Annotated in this window: 18 protein-coding genes; 9 read left to right on the top strand and 9 right to left on the bottom strand. The window is 73.6% G+C overall.

Annotated features, from left to right (window positions below):
* Nucleotides 1–101 precede the first annotated feature (101 nt).
* Nucleotides 102–602 (top strand): peptide deformylase, encoded by a 501-nt coding sequence (def, locus tag AB0B33_RS03925; protein ID WP_247012304.1) that lies wholly within the window; start codon nucleotides 102–104, stop codon nucleotides 600–602.
* On the opposite strand, the gene AB0B33_RS03920 is transcribed toward def, so the two are convergent.
* From AB0B33_RS03920 to AB0B33_RS03900, 5 genes are all read right to left on the bottom strand, one after another.
* Nucleotides 599–1,660 (bottom strand): GNAT family N-acetyltransferase, encoded by a 1,062-nt coding sequence (locus AB0B33_RS03920; protein WP_360767420.1) that lies wholly within the window; start codon nucleotides 1,658–1,660, stop codon nucleotides 599–601. The two genes, def and AB0B33_RS03920, sit on opposite strands and share 4 nt — an antisense overlap.
* A gap of 74 nt (nucleotides 1,661–1,734) precedes the next feature.
* The gene (locus tag AB0B33_RS03915) at nucleotides 1,735–2,571 is read right to left on the bottom strand and encodes an alpha/beta hydrolase (RefSeq protein ID WP_360766520.1); all 837 of its coding nucleotides are present in this window, start codon (nucleotides 2,569–2,571) and stop codon (nucleotides 1,735–1,737) included.
* Between the two features lie 15 nt (nucleotides 2,572–2,586).
* Nucleotides 2,587–3,318: a VOC family protein gene (locus AB0B33_RS03910; RefSeq protein ID WP_360766517.1), complete on the bottom strand. Its 732-nt coding sequence runs from the start codon at nucleotides 3,316–3,318 to the stop codon at nucleotides 2,587–2,589.
* A 58-nt stretch (nucleotides 3,319–3,376) separates the two neighbouring features.
* Nucleotides 3,377–4,144: a maleylpyruvate isomerase family mycothiol-dependent enzyme gene (locus AB0B33_RS03905; protein ID WP_360766514.1), complete on the bottom strand. Its 768-nt coding sequence runs from the start codon at nucleotides 4,142–4,144 to the stop codon at nucleotides 3,377–3,379.
* Nucleotides 4,134–4,547, bottom strand: coding sequence for an SAV_6107 family HEPN domain-containing protein (locus tag AB0B33_RS03900; protein ID WP_360767417.1), 414 nt, complete (start codon nucleotides 4,545–4,547; stop codon nucleotides 4,134–4,136). Before AB0B33_RS03900 ends, AB0B33_RS03905 begins: the two co-directional genes overlap by 11 nt.
* 1,144 nt (nucleotides 4,548–5,691) lie before the next feature.
* Here AB0B33_RS03900 and AB0B33_RS03895 point away from each other — a divergent pair.
* Together AB0B33_RS03895 and AB0B33_RS03890 are read left to right on the top strand one after the other, a co-directional pair.
* Nucleotides 5,692–6,204, top strand: coding sequence for a YbaK/EbsC family protein (locus AB0B33_RS03895; RefSeq protein ID WP_247012314.1), 513 nt, complete (start codon nucleotides 5,692–5,694; stop codon nucleotides 6,202–6,204).
* Nucleotides 6,201–6,773, top strand: a complete 573-nt coding sequence (locus AB0B33_RS03890; RefSeq protein ID WP_247012316.1) for a GNAT family N-acetyltransferase — start codon at nucleotides 6,201–6,203, stop codon at nucleotides 6,771–6,773. The genes AB0B33_RS03895 and AB0B33_RS03890 overlap by 4 nt, the downstream gene beginning before the upstream one ends.
* Nucleotides 6,774–6,790: 17 nt before the next feature.
* On the opposite strand, the gene AB0B33_RS03885 is transcribed toward AB0B33_RS03890, so the two are convergent.
* The 3 genes from AB0B33_RS03885 to AB0B33_RS03875 form a co-directional block, all read right to left on the bottom strand.
* A complete protein-coding gene (locus AB0B33_RS03885) occupies nucleotides 6,791–7,660 on the bottom strand; it encodes an EamA family transporter (RefSeq protein WP_360766509.1) in 870 nt (289 codons plus the stop codon).
* Nucleotides 7,661–7,869: 209 nt separating this feature from the next.
* Complete coding sequence (locus AB0B33_RS03880; protein WP_360766506.1) at nucleotides 7,870–9,555, bottom strand: DUF885 domain-containing protein; 1,686 nt, start codon at nucleotides 9,553–9,555, stop codon at nucleotides 7,870–7,872.
* A 42-nt stretch (nucleotides 9,556–9,597) separates the two neighbouring features.
* Nucleotides 9,598–10,482 carry a methylenetetrahydrofolate reductase gene (locus AB0B33_RS03875; RefSeq protein ID WP_247012324.1) on the bottom strand — a complete coding sequence of 295 codons (885 nt, stop codon included), beginning with the start codon at nucleotides 10,480–10,482 and terminating at the stop codon, nucleotides 9,598–9,600.
* 206 nt (nucleotides 10,483–10,688) lie between these two features.
* Between AB0B33_RS03875 and merB the strand changes: the two genes are divergently transcribed.
* The 6 genes from merB to AB0B33_RS03845 all read left to right on the top strand — a co-directional run bounded on the left by merB (nucleotide 10,689) and on the right by AB0B33_RS03845 (nucleotide 16,325).
* Nucleotides 10,689–11,375, top strand: a complete 687-nt coding sequence (merB, locus tag AB0B33_RS03870) for an organomercurial lyase (protein ID WP_360766502.1) — start codon at nucleotides 10,689–10,691, stop codon at nucleotides 11,373–11,375.
* A 61-nt stretch (nucleotides 11,376–11,436) separates the two neighbouring features.
* A complete protein-coding gene (locus AB0B33_RS03865; RefSeq protein WP_360766499.1) occupies nucleotides 11,437–12,525 on the top strand; it encodes a polyprenyl synthetase family protein in 1,089 nt (362 codons plus the stop codon).
* Between the two features lies 1 nt (nucleotide 12,526).
* The gene (gene crtI / locus AB0B33_RS03860; protein WP_360766496.1) at nucleotides 12,527–13,999 is read left to right on the top strand and encodes a phytoene desaturase family protein; all 1,473 of its coding nucleotides are present in this window, start codon (nucleotides 12,527–12,529) and stop codon (nucleotides 13,997–13,999) included.
* Nucleotides 13,996–14,904 carry a phytoene/squalene synthase family protein gene (locus AB0B33_RS03855; RefSeq protein WP_360766493.1) on the top strand — a complete coding sequence of 303 codons (909 nt, stop codon included), beginning with the start codon at nucleotides 13,996–13,998 and terminating at the stop codon, nucleotides 14,902–14,904. The genes crtI and AB0B33_RS03855 overlap by 4 nt, the downstream gene beginning before the upstream one ends.
* Nucleotides 14,905–15,230: 326 nt before the next feature.
* Nucleotides 15,231–15,461, top strand: a complete 231-nt coding sequence (locus tag AB0B33_RS03850) for a hypothetical protein (protein ID WP_360766490.1) — start codon at nucleotides 15,231–15,233, stop codon at nucleotides 15,459–15,461.
* An 84-nt stretch (nucleotides 15,462–15,545) separates the two neighbouring features.
* Entirely contained in the window at nucleotides 15,546–16,325 is a 780-nt protein-coding gene (locus tag AB0B33_RS03845) for an LLM class F420-dependent oxidoreductase (RefSeq protein WP_247012338.1), read from the top strand.
* 40 nt (nucleotides 16,326–16,365) lie between these two features.
* On the opposite strand, the gene AB0B33_RS03840 is transcribed toward AB0B33_RS03845, so the two are convergent.
* On the bottom strand, nucleotides 16,366–16,575 hold the full coding sequence (locus tag AB0B33_RS03840) for a hypothetical protein (protein WP_360766487.1): 210 nt from the start codon (nucleotides 16,573–16,575) through the stop codon (nucleotides 16,366–16,368).
* Nucleotides 16,576–16,616: the final 41 nt, after the last annotated feature.

Here is a 16,616-nt window from a genome sequence, read left to right as displayed (position 1 = left end):
TGGCCCGCGCGCCCGGGCCCGCCGGGTTGCCGATTGCCCGGCGACCTCGGTGCGGGCTGCCCTAAGCTGCCAGTCCGACACGCACGAAGGATGTTCTGCTCATGGCGATGCGCGAACTGCGCTATTTCGGCGATCCGATCCTCAAGTCCGTCTGCGACCCGGTCACCGTGTTCGACGAGAAGCTCGAGGCGCTCGTGCGGGATCTGGTCGACTCGGTCAAACCCGCCGGGCGGGCCGGGCTCGCCGCGCCGCAGATCGGTGTCGGGTTGCGGGTTTTCAGCTACGACGTCGCCGGGCTGACCGGGTACGTCGTCAACCCCGAGGTCGTCGAAGTGTCCGAAGAGACGCACGAAATCGACGAAGGCTGCCTGTCCGTGCCGGAGCTGTGGTTCCCCACCCGGCGCGCGAAGCACGCGAAGGTCCGGGGCGTCGACATCCACAACGAGCCCATCGAGGTCGAAGGCGAAGACGTGCTGGCGCAGTGCCTCCAGCACGAAACCGATCACCTCGACGGTGTCCTCTACCTCGACCGGCTCACCGCCGAGCGCAAGAAGTCCGCCATGCGCGAAGCGCGGGACAAAGACTGGTTCTGGAAGCGCTAAGCGGGCAGGAACAGCCGGAGCTTGGCGCCGTCCTCGGGGGCGCGTTCCGTCCGCAGGCCGGCCCGGGCCGCCGTGCGGGGCAGGACGTCGTCGCCGGTCAGGCAGTCGGCCGTCAGCTCCGTGATGCCCTGGGTTTCCGCGAGGACGGCGAGCCGGGCCAGCAGGGCCGTGCCGATGCCCTGCTGCTGCCAGTCGTCCTCCACCAGCAGCGAGATCTCGGCGGGACCCGACGCGCCCGGGATGAGCTGCGCCAGCCCGATCACCTCGCGGCCGAACACCGCCAGCACGCTGGTTCCGCGCGGGGGCACCAGCAGCCGGTGCAGCCAGCGGCGCGGGACCGTCCGCACGCCCGAGTGGTAGCGCCGGAAGAGCGTCGCCATCGAGCAGCGGCGGTGCAGGTCGGCGACCGCGTCGGCGTCGCCGGGGAGGCCTTTGCGCAGGACGATCGCGGCTCCGTCCGGGCGGTCGAGCACGACCGGGCCGGCCGCGTTCCGGGCCGCCGCCGTCAGCAGCGCCACCAGCGCTTCGGCACGGGTCAGTTCCAGCTGCACGAACGGGGCCCAGCGGCGGCGCGCCACCAGTGCGCGGTCGCCGGCCAGCGCGAACACCGCCCGGTGCCCGCTTTCCGTGCGAGCCGGGTTCGCTTCGGTGGCGGGCACGAGCGTCACGACGTCCGCGGCGAGGACGTCCTTGAGCACCTCGGCGAGGCGGGCCGGGTCGTCGACGGCGCGGCGGGCCGCCAGCAGCGTCGACGCGGCCGGGTCGACCAGCTCGTGGACGTCGGCGTCGATGATCGCGGTGCATTCGCAGCCTTCGGCGCGGATGGCCTCGGCGAGGTGCCGGCGGGGCAGGCCGGTCGCGGGGCGCAGCACGATCTCGTCGAGCACCCCGCCAGGCACCGGCAGCACGCTCAGGCCGAGGATGTTGCACTCCAGGTCGGCGAGCCGGATGGCGAGGCGAGCCAGGGTGCCCGGGTGGTCGTGCATCCGGACCCGCACCCGCCACGCCGACGCGACGGCGGGTTCCTCGACGACGGCCGTCCGGCCCGGCTGGGGCAACGCTCTGGAGGTCTCCATGCCCCCACGGTCCCGCGTGGTTGTTGCCAAGCCAGGACGCCGGTGTTTCGCGCAGGTCAGCGTTCGACGCGGCCCGGCAACCCCGGCGAAACACTCGTCAGCCAGGAACGCAGCTCCGTCGCCAGCGCGACCGGGGCATCCAGCTGGACCAGGTGCCCGGCGTCGCGGATCGGGGTGAACTTCGCGCCCGGGATGCCCGCGGCGAGCCGCTCGCCGATCCCGATCGGAATCCAGGTGTCCTCGGTGCCCCACAGCACGTGCACGGGCAGGTCGACGCGGTCCAGCAGTCCCTCGATCTCGGCGAGGTAGCTCTCGTCGTACGCCGCGATCTGGCGGTACAGCGCCGGCTGGCCTTCTTCGCCGAGCCACGGCGCGGCGAGCTCGTCGACGTCGGCTTCGCGCAGCTCGCGGTGGCTCGCGTTGGCGACGTAGGCCCGGACCAGCGCCTCGTGGATGTACGGCGGCACCCGGGCGAGCACGTCCGGGTGTTCCTTGACGAGCTGGAAGAACGGCGAGCCCGACGGCGGGATGGCCACGGCGTCGACGAGCAGCAGCGACGCGTACGGCACGCCGTGGACCAGGTTGGTGCGCAGCGACACGACGCCGCCGTAGTCGTGGGCGACGACGTGCGGCCGGTCGAGCTCCCAGTGCGCGAGCAGCGCCCGGAACGCCTCGGCTTGGACGTCGAAGCCGACTTCGTGCCCGGCGTCCTTGGACGATCGGCCGTAGCCGGGCATGTCCCAGAGGTAGACGGTGAAGTCGCCGCTCAGCGCTTCGGCGAAGGGCCGCCAGAGCCACGACGACCACGGCGTGCCGTGGCAGAACACCACCGGGGGCCCGGAGCCGGCACGGTCCCAGGCGATCCGGCGCCCCTGCCAGTCGAAGGTCTCCATGACCTCCAAGCTAGGTCACCGCGGGGTCAGCACGCAGAACTCGTTGCCCTCCGGATCGGTCAGCACCCGCCACGGCAACGGCGGCCCGCCCAGGTCCGCCGGTGCCGCACCGGCCGCGACGACCTCCCGCACCGCCGCGGCGTGGTCCGCGCCCGCCGGGGGCGCGACGTCCAGGTGGACGCGGTTCTTGCCGCGCTTGGCGTCGTCGTTGCGGAGGAACTCCAGCCACGGCCCGCGCCCGGACGGCGCGCGCAGCCCGACCAGGACGTCACCTTCGCGGGCTTCGACCGGCCGGCCCGTGAGCCCTGCCCAGAACGCCGCCAGTTTCTCCGGGTCGTGGGCGTCGACCAGGATCGACGCCACCGCGCCCGTCTCCGCGTAGCGCTCGCGGGGCTCGAGGACGCAGAACTCGTTGCCCTCCGGATCCGCCAGCACGACCCACGGGACCGCGCCCTGGCCGACGTCGACGCGGTCGCCGCCCAGCTCGAGGGCGCGCGCCACCAGCGCGGCCTGGTGCTCGGGGGTCTTGCTCGCCAGGTCCAGGTGGATCCGGTTCTTCACCTCCTTGGGGTCCGGGACCGGGACGAAGACGAGGTCCAGGTCCCAGCCGTCGGTCTCCGGGGCGCGCACGTCGACCTCGCCGAGGTCTTCGACGGCGACGTCCCAGCCGAGCAGCGCGGCCCAGAAGTCCGCGAGGACCTCCGGGCGCGCCGCGTCGATCACCAGGTTCACCAAGCGCGTGTTCATGCGGCGCAGGCTAACCGCCACCCCCGACAGTTCCGGTTCGGCTTCCCCACCGGCCGGTTCATCGGGTCGCGAGCCGCAGCAGCGCCCAGAGCTGGGCCGCCTGGTCGTGCACGCCGCGCACGGTCACCGAGGTCAGGGACGCGCGGCCCCAGAGCCACAGGTAGACCTGCGCGGGCTTCGCCGTGACGACGTCGTCCGCGGCCTCGGCCTCCTCGGCCGAACAGCGCCAGGCTTCGGTGGTTTCGGGCCCGGCGCGCGCGATCCAGCTGTGGGCGCCGGTGCGCACGCCGACCGAGCCCGCTTTCGTGCCGGTCAGCCCGAGCATCGGCAGCTTGTGGCCGAACCACAGGGTGAGCGCTTCGTCGATGCCGTCGATCGCGAGGTCGTCGGGCACGCCGCGCGGGTCCGCGCCGGACGCCTGCTCGACGTCGACGCGGTGGATCAGCGTCTCGTGCAGCATCCGGCGCCGCCAGAACCCGTAGGTCGGGTCCGCGGGCCACCAGGTGTCGGCGCGCTCCCGCGGTTCGTGGGCGGCGAGCTCGTCGAGCAGCTCGGCGAGGCCCGTCTCGAGGAACTCGTGGAGCGGCCGGCCCGGTTCGGGGTCGCGCTGCCAGTCTTCGGGGGTGCGGCCGTCCGCGAGCCGGCGCCGGACGAGCCGGTAGAGGCTGCCGACGTGCCGCGCCACCTCGCCGAGCGACCAGCCGGGGCAGGCGGGCACCGGCGCTTCGAGCGGAGCGGCGTGCACGGCCTCGGCCAGCACGCGGCCTTCGATCCCCAGCGCCGTGAGCAGCCGCCCCGGGTCGACCGGGCCGTGCTCACGCGACATGGGCTTCCCCACTGACCGGCAGGCCGTGCACGAGCCGGCGCACGAGCTCCAGGAACAGCCCGGCGACGCGCACCAGCTGAGCGGCCGACTCCCCGGTGACCTTCCCGGTGATCCCGGCCTGCGCGGCGGCGCGCGTGGCGGAGTTGCCGGCGAAGAAGGCGGACCACTCGTGCAGCTCGGGCGCGACGGAGTCGAGCAGCATCCAGCTACTGGCCGGCCGGGCCCGCCCCCGGTGCGGCCGCCCCCGCGCGGCGAGCACGGCGGCGGCCCCGCGCAGGGCGGCGAGGTAGGCCCCGATGAACCGCTCGGCGGGGGCGGTCTCACGTTCGGCTTCGGCGAGCCCACGCCGAGCTTGGGCGAGCAACGCGGCCGCGGCGGGCGGTGCGGGAGGGTGGAGCGACATGGGCAGCTGGGACTGATCGGACTCCGCGACGGGCGGGCTGAGGGGCACGCGTTGAGGAGGCACGGCGACCTCGGGCGCATCCGGGACCGGGGCGGGTGTCGGCTCGGGCGCCGTCGAGTCCGCGGCCGGGGAGGCCGCGATGGCAACGGGCGGATGCGGCACCCCGGGCTGCGCAGGCGCGACGGTGGCCGGCAGGTCGGTGGCGGTGGCGGCGGGCGAGTGCGACAACGCGAGCTGCGCGGGTTCGGTGGCGGCGGCGGCTGGGGCGGCCGCCGGCAGGTCCGCGATGACGGCGGGCGAGCGCGACGACGCGAGCTGCGGGGGTTCGGTGGCGGCGGCCGGGACGGCCGTCGGCAAGTCCGCGATGACGGCGGGCGACTGCGGCAACGCGAGCTGCGGGGGTTCGGTGGCGGTGGCGGGCAAGCTCGCTGTGGCGGCGGCCGGAGGCAAGTCCGCGATGGCGGTGGGCGACTGCGACAACGCGAGCTGCGCGGGCGCAGCGGCGGTGGCGGCCAAGCTCACCGTGGCGGCAGCCGAGGCGGCCGCCGGCAAGTCCGCGACAACAGCAGGCGACTGCGGCAACGCAAGCTGCGCAGGTGCGGCGTTGGCGGGCGACTGCGGCAACGCGAGCTGCCCAGGCGCGGCCGTCGAGTCCGCAAGCGCCGCGGGCGGCCGCAGCGGCAACCCGGGCCGCGCCGGGTCCCCCGCTCCCGACGGGCGCGGGCGCCGCCGCCCTGCCGCGTCGGCCTCTGCCGGGTGCGGGGACATCGGCAGCTCCGGCTGCCTCGGCTCCGCGGCGGACGGAGACGGGCGCGGGCGGCGGGGACGGCCGTGGTGGGTGCCGGGGGCCGGTGGGGTCACCGGAGGGCGCAGCGACATGGGCAGCTGGGGCTGTCCGGGTTCCGTGGGGGACACGACCTCGACGGACATGGCGACCCTCCTCCTGCGCGGCGTGAGCTCGATCCGGTACCCGGCGCCGAGACGCTTCCCCCGTCCCGGAGCCGGGCACCCGACCGGTGCGCGCTCACCAGATGTCGAACGTCTGTTCGAACAATTTCCAGAGTAACCCCGGACCGGGCATCCGCTCAACCCCAGGGGTGGAATCCCGCGGGACAGCAGGTCGGCGGCGTGATCTCATAGGCGCATGAGTTCGCTGGACCACCCCGCCGTCGCCAAGGTGGCGGCCGCGCTCGCCGAAGCCGGGCAGCACGCCGCCGCCGAAGGCATCCGCGTTCTGGCCGCCGAGGTGCGGACCGCCGCCCAGGCGGCCGACGCGCTCGGCGTTCCCGTCGGCGCCATCGCCAACAGCCTCATCTTCCGCCTGGGGTCCGACAAAAACGCGCTCCTCGCCCTCACCTCGGGGGCGCACCGCGCGGATCCGGCCACCCTCGCGCGGCTGGCCGGGGGCGAAATCGGCAAGGCCGACGCCGATTTCGTGCGGGCACACACCGGGCAGCCGATCGGGGGCGTCGCGCCCGTCGGGCACCCGCGGCCGCTGCCGACGCTGGTCGACACCGCGCTGCGGGCCCACGACGTCGTCTGGGCCGCCGCCGGGCACCCCAAGACCGTCTACCCCACGACCTTCGCGGACCTCGTGGCGTTGACCGGGGGCACCCCCGGCGCGCTCGGCGGCGCGGAGGAAGATGGCTCGCTGTGACCGCGATGCCCGCCGGCTGCTCCCGCTACGTCCAGCTCTCGACGGACGAGTTCCGCGCGCGCCTGCCCGAAGCGCTCGACATCTACGTGCGGGCGATGCGGTACCCGGCCGGCACGGCCGAGCAGCGGGCGCCGATGTGGCTCACCCACGCGCTGCGCGAGGGCTGGCGCTGCATGGCCGCGCTCGACGCCGACGACGTTCTGCTCGGGCTGGCCTACGGCTACCGCGGCCGGGCCGGGCAGTGGTGGCACGAGCAGGTGCGCCACGGCCTGAGCCGCCGCTCCGGGCCCGCCGAGGCCGACCGCTGGCTGGGTGACTACTTCGAGCTGACCGAGATCCACGTCAAGCCGGAGAACCAGGGGCACCAGATCGGCGAAGACCTGCTGCGCGGCCTCCTCGACGGCGTGCCGAGCGCGAACGTGCTGCTCTCCACGCCCGAAGGCACCAGCAGGGCGTGGAAGCTCTACCGCCGGACCGGGTTCGTCGACGTCCTGCGCGACTACCACTTCGCCGGCGACCCGCGGCCGTTCGCGATCCTCGGGCGGGCGCTGCCCCTCGAGCCGCGCTGAGGGGCAGCACCCGGGTTTCACCGCGGTTCGGGCCGCCAGTAGCCGACCGCCAGCGCCGCGACCAGCACGGCCGCACCGCACCACGCCGTGCCGCTCAGCCGCTCGCCGAGCAGCACCGCGGACAGCACCGCCGCCGTCAGCGGCTCGAGCACCGCCGACAACGCGCCCAGCACGGGGTGCGCGTCGGTCAGGCCGCGCAGGTACGCCGCGTACGCGAGCGCGGTGGGGACGGCGCCGAGGTAGCAGGCCACCAGCAGGACGTCCGCGTGCAGCGGCAGCGCCATCCCGGTCCAGCTCGCGACCGGGGTGAGCAGCAGCCCGCCGGTCAGGCAGCCGAACGCCGTCGTGGGCAGCGGCTCCAGACCCTCGACCGGCTTCGCCGTGAGCAGCGTCAACGCCGCGAAGCCGACCGCGGCGAGGAGCGCGAAGCCGAGACCGCCGATCGTGGCCACGGCGTCCGGTGCCCAGCGCAGCAGCACCAGTCCGGCGAGCGTGCCCGCCACCGAGGCCAGCGTCCAGCCGCCGGGTTTCCGGGTGCCGGCGAGGGTGACCACGACGGGCGCGGCGCCGATCGTGGTCATCGTCGCGATGCTGACCGAGCTCAGCGAGACGGCGGCGAAGTAGCTCGCCTGGAACAGCGCGAACAGCCCGCCGACGGCGAGGACGCGCTTGACCGCTCCGGCCGTGCGCGGGAAGGTGCCGCCCTTCAGGAGGACGAACAGGGTGGCGAACCCGCCGCCGACGAGCAGCCGGTAGGCGGCGACGGCGAGCGGGTGGAGACCGGCGAGGTCGCCGAGCAGCGAGCCGGCGAGGCCACCGGTGCCCCAGAGGACACCGGCGAGGACGAGCGCGGCCGAAGAACGGGCGCGCGTGGGCAGAGACACCAAAGGAAAGCTCCTGCGTCGAAGGAAGGGGGAAATCGACGACGCGGGGCGGTGCGCAAGACGAAGCGGCCGCGGGCGCTCAGGCCACGCGGCGAGGAACCACCCCGCTCAGGCGCGGGGCGGTGGGGTGACGAGGAAGATCCGGTGCACGGGAGGAACCTAACGGCGGACCGCGCGGCGGGGCCACCGGTTTTCCGGTGACCCCGCGCACGTCAGTCCAGGTGGGCCAGCTGCTCCCGCAGGGTGTCCAGCCCCATCCCGCCCAGCTTCAGCGCCTCGGTGTGGAACCGCTTGATGTCGAACGCGGCTCCCGCGCGGGCCTGCGCCTCCGCGCGGGCGGTCAGCCAGAGGCGCTCGCCGATCTTGTACGCCGGGGCCTGGCCGGGCCAGCCGAGGTAGCGGTCGATCTCGTCGCGGAGGTGGGCCTCGTCGGTGATCGTGCGGGTCAGCATGAACTCCAGGCCGAGCTCCGGGGTCCAGCGCGCCCCCTCGTGGAAGCCGGTGCCCGCCGGGATCGTCAGCTCCAGGTGCATGCCGAGGTCGACGATCACCCGGGCGGCGCGGAACAGCTGCTCCGAGAGCATGCCCAGCAGGTCGCCGTCGTCGGAGAGGTAGCCCAGCTCCTCCATCAGGCGCTCGGAGTACAGCGCCCAGCCCTCCGCGTGGCCCGACGTGAAGGCCATCAGGCGCTGGTACTTGTTCAGCGACGCCGACTGGTCCACCGCCGTCGCGATCTGGAGGTGGTGGCCCGGCGCGCCCTCGTGGTAGACGGTGCTCGTCTCGCGCCACGTGCTGAACTCGTCGCGGCCGGCCGGCAGGGACCACCACATGCGGCCCGGGCGGCCGAAGTCCTCGCTGGGGCCGGTGTAGTACGCGCCGACGCCGCCGCCGGGCGGGGCGATCTTGCACTCCAGGGCCATCACGCGGTCGGAGATCTCGAAGTGCTTGCCGCGCAACGATTCCAGGGCGCCGTCGGACAGGCGCTGCATCCACGCCTCGAACTCCGCGCGGCCCTGGACGCGGTAGCGCGGGTCGGCGTCGAGGATCTCCGCGGCTTCCTTCGGGGTCGCGCCGGCCTTGACGCGGTTCGCGACCGCGCGCATCTCCGCTTCGATGCGGGAAAACTCGGCCCAGCCCCATTCGTAGGCCTCGCGCAGGTCGAGCGCGGCACCGACGAAGTACCGCGACCACAGGCGGTAGACGTCCTCGCCGACGGCGTCCTTGACCGGGGCCTTCGGCGCCAGCTCGGCGCGCAGGAACCCGGCGAACTCGGCGAACGCCTCCTCGGCGGCGCGCGCGCCGTGCGCGAGGTCGGCCTTGAGCGCTTCGCCCTGCGAAGCCGCCCCGGCGACGAGCTCGGCGAAGAAGCCCTTCGCCTCCTTCAGGCCGGCCCACGTCTCGCACTGCTCCGCCACCTTCGAGACCTGCCGCAGCGCCGCGACGTGACCCGCGTCGGCGCCCGCGAGGAGACCGCTGCGGACGCCGGCCAGCGCCTTCGGGACCTCGCCGATGCGGGCCGCGACGACCGACCAGTCCTGCTCCGACTCCAGCGGCATCAGGTCGAACGCCATCCGCAGCTCCTGCACGGGGCTGGAGATGACGTTCAGGCTCGCCACGTCGAGACCGGCTTCGTGGATCTCCAGCTCGAGGCCGAGGCGCTCGGTGAAGACGGCCTGTGCCGCCCGTTCCGCGGCGTCGCGCGGCTCGGCGGCCGCGACGGCGGCGTGCGCCCGCGCGACCAGCCCGGCGCGCTCGGCGAAGCCGTCCGCGGAGTAGTCGGTCAGCCGGTGGTCGTGACCGGTGATGCCGTAGGAGGTCGCGGCGACCGGGTCCGCGGCCGCGTAGTCGTCGACGTAGCGGTCGCAGACACCGTTGACGTCTGAAGCAGTGGAAGCCATGCCGGGCACGCTACCGGGCCACCCAGACCCGGTGGTACGTACTTAAGCACGGGCCGGGACGAGACCCAGCCGCGCGATGACCTCGCGCGTCGCCTTCGAGCGGTTGAACGTGTAGAAGTGCAGGTTCGGCACGCCTTCCGCGATCAGCTTCTCGCACAGCTCGGTGATGACGTCGATGCCCGCGGCGCGGAACGCCTTGGGGTCGTCGGCCAGCGGTTCCAGCCGGTCGAGCAGCTTCCGCGGGGCCGGGGCGCCGGACAGCTTGATCGTCGTCTGCAGCGTCCGCATGGTCGTGAGCGGCATGACGCCGGGCAGGACCGGGACGTCGCAGCCGGTCGCGGCCACCCGGTCGCGCAGCCGCAGGAAGTCCTCGGCGTCGTGGAACAGCTGCGCGATCGCGAAGTCCGCGCCCGCGCGCAGCTTGCGGACCAGGTACTTCGTGTCGGTGTCGAGGTCCGGCGAGCGGGGGTGGCCGTAGGTGGACGCCGAGACGCCGACGCAGAAGTCGCCCAGCTCGCGGACGAGCTGCACCAGCTCCTCGGCGTAGGTCAGGCCCTCGGGGTGCGGGATCCAGTCGCCGTAGACGTCGCCGGGCGGGTCGCCGCGCAGCGCGAGGATGTTGCGGACGCCGACCGAGGCGTACCAGCCGATGACGTTGCGCAGCTCGGCGACGGAGTGGTTGACCGCGGTCAGGTGGGCCATCGGCACCAGCGTCGTCTCGGTCGCGACGCGGGCGATGCTGCGGATCGTACCGTCGCGGCTGGAGCCGCCCGCGCCGTAGGTGATCGACATGTAGGCCGGGTCGTACGGCTCGAGCTCCCGGACCGCCTTCCACAGGACGGCCTCGTCCGCCGCGTCCCGGGGCGGGAAGAACTCGATGGAGAACTTCGGCCCGTCTCCGCGCAACCGCTCGATCACCGACGTCATACCCGCATGTTAAGGGCCGACGCCCGCCATGCGGGAGCCCCCGTCCGCGTCGCGAGACTGCGGTTCGACTCACATTCGAGGCGCTATGGCGGACACTGTGCCGATCGTTACCGATCCGACCACAGCCACGGCCGAACGGCTTCGCGACAACGTCACGTCCCGCGCGGGGGTCGGCCTGCTTTTGGCCGGATCGGTAACCTGGTCCGGTGCGGGACGATGCCGGCTGGGACGAGGACGTGCGCCTCGCGGTCTACCACGCGTTCGCCGACCACGGCCGGGCGCCGACCGCGCCGGAGCTGGCCGACGCGGCGGGCGGCTCGCTGGCCGTCGCGAAACAGGCGCTGCACCGCCTCGCCGACGCCCACCACCTGGTGCTCGACGACTGCGAGCACGTCGTGCTGGCGCACCCGTTCGCCGCGAAACCGCTCGGGTTCTCCGTGATGGGCGCGCGCACCCTGTGGTGGGGCGGCTGCGCCTGGGACTCCTTCGCCATCCCGCACCTGGTCGAAGCCGAGCCGGAGGTGCTGGTCGCGACGCGCTGCCCCGGCTGCGGCCAGCCGCACGCGCTGGTCGTGAACCGGGCCGAGCCGCCGGAAGGCGCCCAGGTCGCGCACTTCCTCGTACCCGCATCGCGGATGTGGGACGACGTGCTGCACACGTGCGCGAACCAGCGGCTGTTCTGCTGCGAGTCCTGTGTGGACGCCTGGGTCGCGGAATCCGGGCAGGACAAGGGTTCCGTGCTGGACCTCGTGACGCTGTGGCGGCTTGCGCGCGGCTGGTACGAGGGCAGGCTCGAGCGCGGCTACCGGCGCCGCGAACCGGACAGCGCGGCCGCTTACTTCGCCGAAGCGGGCCTGACGGGGTCGTTCTGGGCCGCCACGGCCGGAGTCTGATTCACCACATCCGGGTGCCCCGGCGGGCCGCGCACCCGTGGGTTCGGCGAGGATGGGCCGCATGAACGCGCCCGCCGATACCGACCTGCCCGCCCACGTCGAGCGGGCGCTCGCCGGGTTCCTCGACCGGGCCGGCACCGAGATCCTGGCGACCGAGCCGACGGTGGCCGCCGGCATCGACGCGCTGCGCGGGTTCGTGCTCGGCGGCGGCAAGCGGCTGCGCCCGACGTTCGCCTGGTGGGGCTGGCGCGGCGCGGGCGGCGACCCCGAGGGCCCGGACGCCGAGGGCGTGCTGCAGGCGGTGGCCAGCCTCGAGCTGATCCAGGCGTGCGCGCTGATCCACGACGACCTCATCGACTCCTCCGACTCCCGCCGCGGCTTCCCGACCGTGCACATCGCGGGCGCGAAGCTGCACGCCGACCAGGGCTGGCTCGGCTCCCCCGCGACGTTCGGCCTGGCCACCGCGGTGCTGGTCGGCGACCTGGCGCTGGCCTGGGCGGACGACATGTTCGCCGACGCCCCGCTGCCCGCGCGGACGCTCGCCGCGGCCCGCCCGGCGTGGCGCGCGATGCGCACCGAGGTGCTCGCCGGCCAGTACCTCGACGTCCGCACGCAGGCCACCGGCGACGCCTCGGTCGAGGCCGCGCTCAAGATCGACCGGCTCAAGACCGCCGCCTACACGGTCCAGCGGCCGCTGCACCTGGGCGCCGCGCTCGGCGGGGCCGCTCCCGAGCTGATCGCCACGCTGCTGGAGTTCGGCGGCGAGGTCGGCGTCGCGTTCCAGCTGCGCGACGACCTGCTCGGCGTGTTCGGCGACCCGTCGGTCACCGGCAAGCCCGCCGGGGACGACCTGCGCGAGGGCAAGCGCACCCTGCTCGTGGCCCTGGGCCTGCAGCTCGCCGCCGAGAAGGGCGAGCAGGCCGCGGCCACCGTGATCGCGGACGCGATCGGCGACGCCGACCTGTCCGACGAAGGCGTCGAGACCGTCCGGATGGCGTTGCAGCAGGTCGGCGCGGTCGACGCGGTCGAGCGCCGGATCGACGAGCTGACGACGGCGGCGATGGCCGCGCTCGAGCGCGCGCACCTGGCCGAGCCGGCGCCCGCGGCGCTGACCGGCCTGGTCGTCAAGGCCACCCAGCGGACGTACTGACGTGCGGACCATCGAGGGGCCTGCCGACCACGTCGTCGTGATCGGGGCCGGGCTGGCCGGGCTTTCGGCGGCCCTGCACCTGCTCGGCGCGGGCCGGCGCGTCACGCTGCTGGAGCAGGCGGACACCCCGGGCGGGCGGGCCGGGCAGCAGAGCTTCGACGGCAACGCGGTCGACACCGGCGCGAGCGTGCTGACCATGCCCGAACTGCTGGAAGAGGCGTTCGCCGCGGTCGGCGAGTCCCTGGCCAAGAACCTGCGCCTGACGCGGCTCGACCCGGCGTACCGGGCGCGCTTCGCCGACGGCAGCTCCCTCGCGCTGCACACCGACGGCGACGCGATGGAAGCCGAGATCCGCGAGTTCGCCGGTGCCCGCGAAGCGGCGGGTTACCGGGCGCTGCGGCGCTGGCTGAGCGAGCTGTACGCGGTGCAGAAGGACCGCTTCATCGGGACGAACTTCGACTCGCCCGCCGACCTGGCCCGCCCCGAGCTGGCGAAGCTCGCCGCGCTGGGCGGGTTCGGCAGGCTCGGCCCGCGCATCAGCCGCTACCTGCTCGACGAGCGCGTCCGGCGGCTCTTCTCCTTCCAGGCGCTCTACGCGGGCCTCGACCCGGCGCGCGCGATCGGCGCGTACGGCGTCATCTCGTACATGGACACCGTCGGCGGCGTCTACTACCCCGAAGGCGGGATGGGCGAGATCGGCCGCGCGCTGACCGGTGCCGCCGCGCGGGCGGGCGCGGCCGTCCGGTTCGGCACCGAAGCCGCCTGGCTCGAACGGGTGAATTCGCGGGTGCGCGCGGTGCGGACGCGCTCGGGCGAGCGGATCGCGTGCGACGCCGTCGTGCTGGCCACCGAGCTGTCCACCGCGTACCGGCTGATCGGCGCGCGGCCCCGGCGGCCGGTGCCGTTGCGCTACTCACCGTCCGCCGTGGTGCTGCACGGGCGGACCACCGAGAAGTGGGACCTCGGCCACCACACGATCTTCTTCGGCGGTGCCTGGGAGCGGACGTTCGCGGAGATCATCCGCGAGGGGAAGCTGATGAGCGACCCGTCGCTGCTGGTCACACGCCCGACGGCGACCGACCCCGGGCTGGCCGGGCGCGGTGGCGAGATCGTCTCGGTGCTCGCGCCCGCGCCGAACCTGCACCGCGGCCGGGTCGACTGGGACCGCTTGCGCGGGCCGTACCGCGAAGAGCTGTTCCGCACGCTGGAGGCCCGCGGGCTGACCGGCTTCGGCGACGAGTTCAGCGTCGACGAGACCATCACCCCGGCGGACTGGGCGGCGCGCGGGCTCGCGGCGGGGACGCCGTTCTCGCTGGCGCACACGTTCGCGCAGACCGGCCCGTTCCGGCCGGCGAACCTGGTGCGCGCGGCGGGCAACGTCGTGCTCGCCGGCTGCGGCACCACCCCCGGCGTCGGCATCCCGCCGGTGCTCATCTCGGGACGACTGGCGGCGGAAAGGATCACCGGCCGGTGAACGAACTCGACGCCGCGGGCATCACGGCGCCGGACCTGCGGGCCGCGTACACCGAATGCCGGCGCATCAACGCGCACCACGGGCGCACGTTCTTCCTGGCGACCCGGCTGCTGCCGGCCCGCGCCCGCCCGGCGGCGCACGCGCTGTACGGGTTCGCGCGGATGGCCGACGAACTGGTCGACAACCCGGCCCCGGGCAGCGACCCGGCGGCGGCCCTCGACCGGGTCGGCGACCTGGTCGACGTCGTCTTCGACGGCGGGACCCCGGACGACGCGGTGCTCGTGGCGCTGGCCGACACCGTGCGGCGCTACGACCTTTCGCGCGACCTCTTCGCCGCGTTCCTGAAGTCGATGCGGATGGACCTTTCGCCGGTCGAGTTCGCGACGTTCGCCGAGCTGGGCGAGTACGTGTACGGCTCGGCCTCGGTGATCGGGCTGCAGATGCTGCCGGTGTTCGGCACGATCGGGCCGCCGGCCGACGCCGAGCCGGGCGCGATCGCGCTGGGCGAGGCGTTCCAGCTGACGAACTTCCTGCGCGACGTCGGCGAGGACCTCGACCGGGGCCGCCTGTACCTGCCGCTCGACGAACTGGCCGCGTTCGGCGTCTCGCGTTCGCTGCTCGAGGAGCGGCGGCCGGACCCGCGGATCCGCGCCGCGATGGCGTACTTCGTGGCGCGGACGCGGGCGGTGTACCGGCGGGCCGAAGCCGGGGTTCCCTTGCTGCGCCCCGAATCCCGGCCGTGCGTGCGGACGGCGTTGACGCTGTACCAGGGCATCCTCGACGAGATCGTCGCACTGGACTACGACATCCTGACGCGGCGGGCGGTGGTGCCGAAGTCGCGAAGGCTGGTAGTTGCCGCACCTGCCTTGGCGAGAGTCGTGCTGAGTCGCCGATCACGGGCGTAACAAGGACGGACCCACCGGCGACTCGACCGCACGGGCCAACGAAGCCGACGCCCGAGCGACGGCGGCCGCGAACCTGCAGGCGGCGCGTCAAGCAGCAGTGGCCTCGATTCGCGGGTCGCTGGCATCACTCGCGGGCTACGAGTACTTCGAGGCGAAGATCATCCGCCCGACGCTGAAGACCCACGGTCGCTTCCGCACCAAGGCGGACACATCCGCGCGCGTGGCCTGGAAGCTGACGTCCGAGCAGGAGTACTACGTCGACGGCTACCTTGAAGTGCCGGTTTGGTTCGGTTTGGACCAGATCGTCTACCGGGCGAAGATCTTCGGTGGGGACCCGCAACAAGCAGCTCGACCGCGACATCTCGGCGAAGTACGGCCTCGACCACGACCAGGTCGTCGCCGAGCTGGACAGGGTGCTCGGGCTGAGCACGCCCTACCCGACCCCCAAGGAGCTGCCACCAGCTGTCGATCTGGCAGGTCTCGACAAGCTGCTTGTTCGTGAGCGAGCGGCTCGGACATGGCTCGACCACGGCACCTCGCCGTCGGAGACAGCCTGAACGTCGCAGGCCGGTAGTCGCGCTACCACCGTCGGCCGCGGTCTGGGCGCGCGAAACGTTCCGGAGCGGTCGTAGGCTGCGATCATGACCGAACGACGCATCCGGATCGGCCTGCAGCTCCAGCCGCAGCACGCCGACTACGACACCATCCGGCGCACCGCGTCGGCCGCCGAAGACCTCGGGGCCGACATCGTCTTCAACTGGGACCACTTCTACCCGCTGTACGGCGATCCCGACGGCCTGCACTTCGAGTGCTGGACGATGCTGGGCGCGTGGGCGGAGTCGACGTCCCGGGTGGAGATCGGCGCGCTGGTGACCTGCAACAGCTACCGCAACCCCGAGCTGCTGGCCGACATGGCCCGCACGGTCGACCACATCTCGGGCGGCCGGCTCATCCTCGGCATCGGCTCCGGCTGGTTCGAGAAGGACTACGACGAGTACGGCTACGAGTTCGGCACCGCGGGCGGCCGCCTCGACGACCTGGCGGAGTCGCTGCCGCGCATCGAGTCGCGCCTCGGCAAGCTGAACCCGGCCCCGACCCGCAAGATCCCGGTCCTCATCGGCGGCGGCGGCGAGAAGAAGACGCTCAAGCTGGTGGCCAAGCACGGCGACATCTGGCACGGCTTCGGCGACCCGGAGGTCGTCGAGCGCAAGGTGAAGATCCTCGACCAGCACTGCGCGGACGTCGGCCGCGACCCGGGCGAGATCGAGCGTTCGTGCGGCGTGCAGGGCGAGCCGGACGAGCTGGGCCCGAAGCTGCTCGACCTGGGCGTCACGACGTTCACGGTCGGCGTGGGCGGTCCGGACTACGACCTGGGCGCGCTCGAGAAGTGGGTCGCTTGGCGGGAGAAGACCACCAGCTGAGTTCTCGAGGTGGTCGAGGTCCGAGCGGCCTCGACCACCTTCAGCCGCAGCTGACGACGGCGTACTCGCCGGAGCTGCTGTTCTCCGAGACGACGTGGCCGTCGCCGCGGACGCCCGAGCCGGTCGTCGTGACGCTGTAGGTGATGCGGTTCGCCTTGCGCTGGGCTTCCTCTTCTGCCTTGCGTTGCGCCTCGGCCGCGGCAGCTGGCCGCCGCCTTCGAGGACTGTTCGGCAGCCGAGGACGAAGCATCGGCCGCCTCCGAGTTCCGACTTTCCTGGGCTTCCCAGCTC

The organism is Amycolatopsis sp. NPDC049159, assembly GCF_040648295.1.
Classification (GTDB): domain Bacteria; phylum Actinomycetota; class Actinomycetes; order Mycobacteriales; family Pseudonocardiaceae; genus Amycolatopsis; species Amycolatopsis pretoriensis_A.
The sequence above is the reverse complement of the archived record's forward strand: the minus strand, read 5'-3'. Positions and strand labels throughout refer to the sequence as shown.

Coding starts and splice junctions, on each gene's coding strand:
- def (WP_247012304.1), top strand. CDS start 102: ATGGCGATGCGCGAACTGCGCTATTTCGGCGATCCGATCCTCAAGTCC.
- AB0B33_RS03915 (WP_360766520.1), bottom strand. CDS start 2,571: ATGGAGACCTTCGACTGGCAGGGGCGCCGGATCGCCTGGGACCGTGCC.
- AB0B33_RS03910 (WP_360766517.1), bottom strand. CDS start 3,318: ATGAACACGCGCTTGGTGAACCTGGTGATCGACGCGGCGCGCCCGGAG.
- AB0B33_RS03905 (WP_360766514.1), bottom strand. CDS start 4,144: ATGTCGCGTGAGCACGGCCCGGTCGACCCGGGGCGGCTGCTCACGGCG.
- AB0B33_RS03900 (WP_360767417.1), bottom strand. CDS start 4,547: ATGTCGCTCCACCCTCCCGCACCGCCCGCCGCGGCCGCGTTGCTCGCC.
- AB0B33_RS03895 (WP_247012314.1), top strand. CDS start 5,692: ATGAGTTCGCTGGACCACCCCGCCGTCGCCAAGGTGGCGGCCGCGCTC.
- AB0B33_RS03880 (WP_360766506.1), bottom strand. CDS start 9,555: ATGGCTTCCACTGCTTCAGACGTCAACGGTGTCTGCGACCGCTACGTC.
- AB0B33_RS03875 (WP_247012324.1), bottom strand. CDS start 10,482: ATGACGTCGGTGATCGAGCGGTTGCGCGGAGACGGGCCGAAGTTCTCC.
- AB0B33_RS03865 (WP_360766499.1), top strand. CDS start 11,437: ATGAACGCGCCCGCCGATACCGACCTGCCCGCCCACGTCGAGCGGGCG.
- AB0B33_RS03845 (WP_247012338.1), top strand. CDS start 15,546: ATGACCGAACGACGCATCCGGATCGGCCTGCAGCTCCAGCCGCAGCAC.
- AB0B33_RS03840 (WP_360766487.1), bottom strand. CDS start 16,575: ATGCTTCGTCCTCGGCTGCCGAACAGTCCTCGAAGGCGGCGGCCAGCT.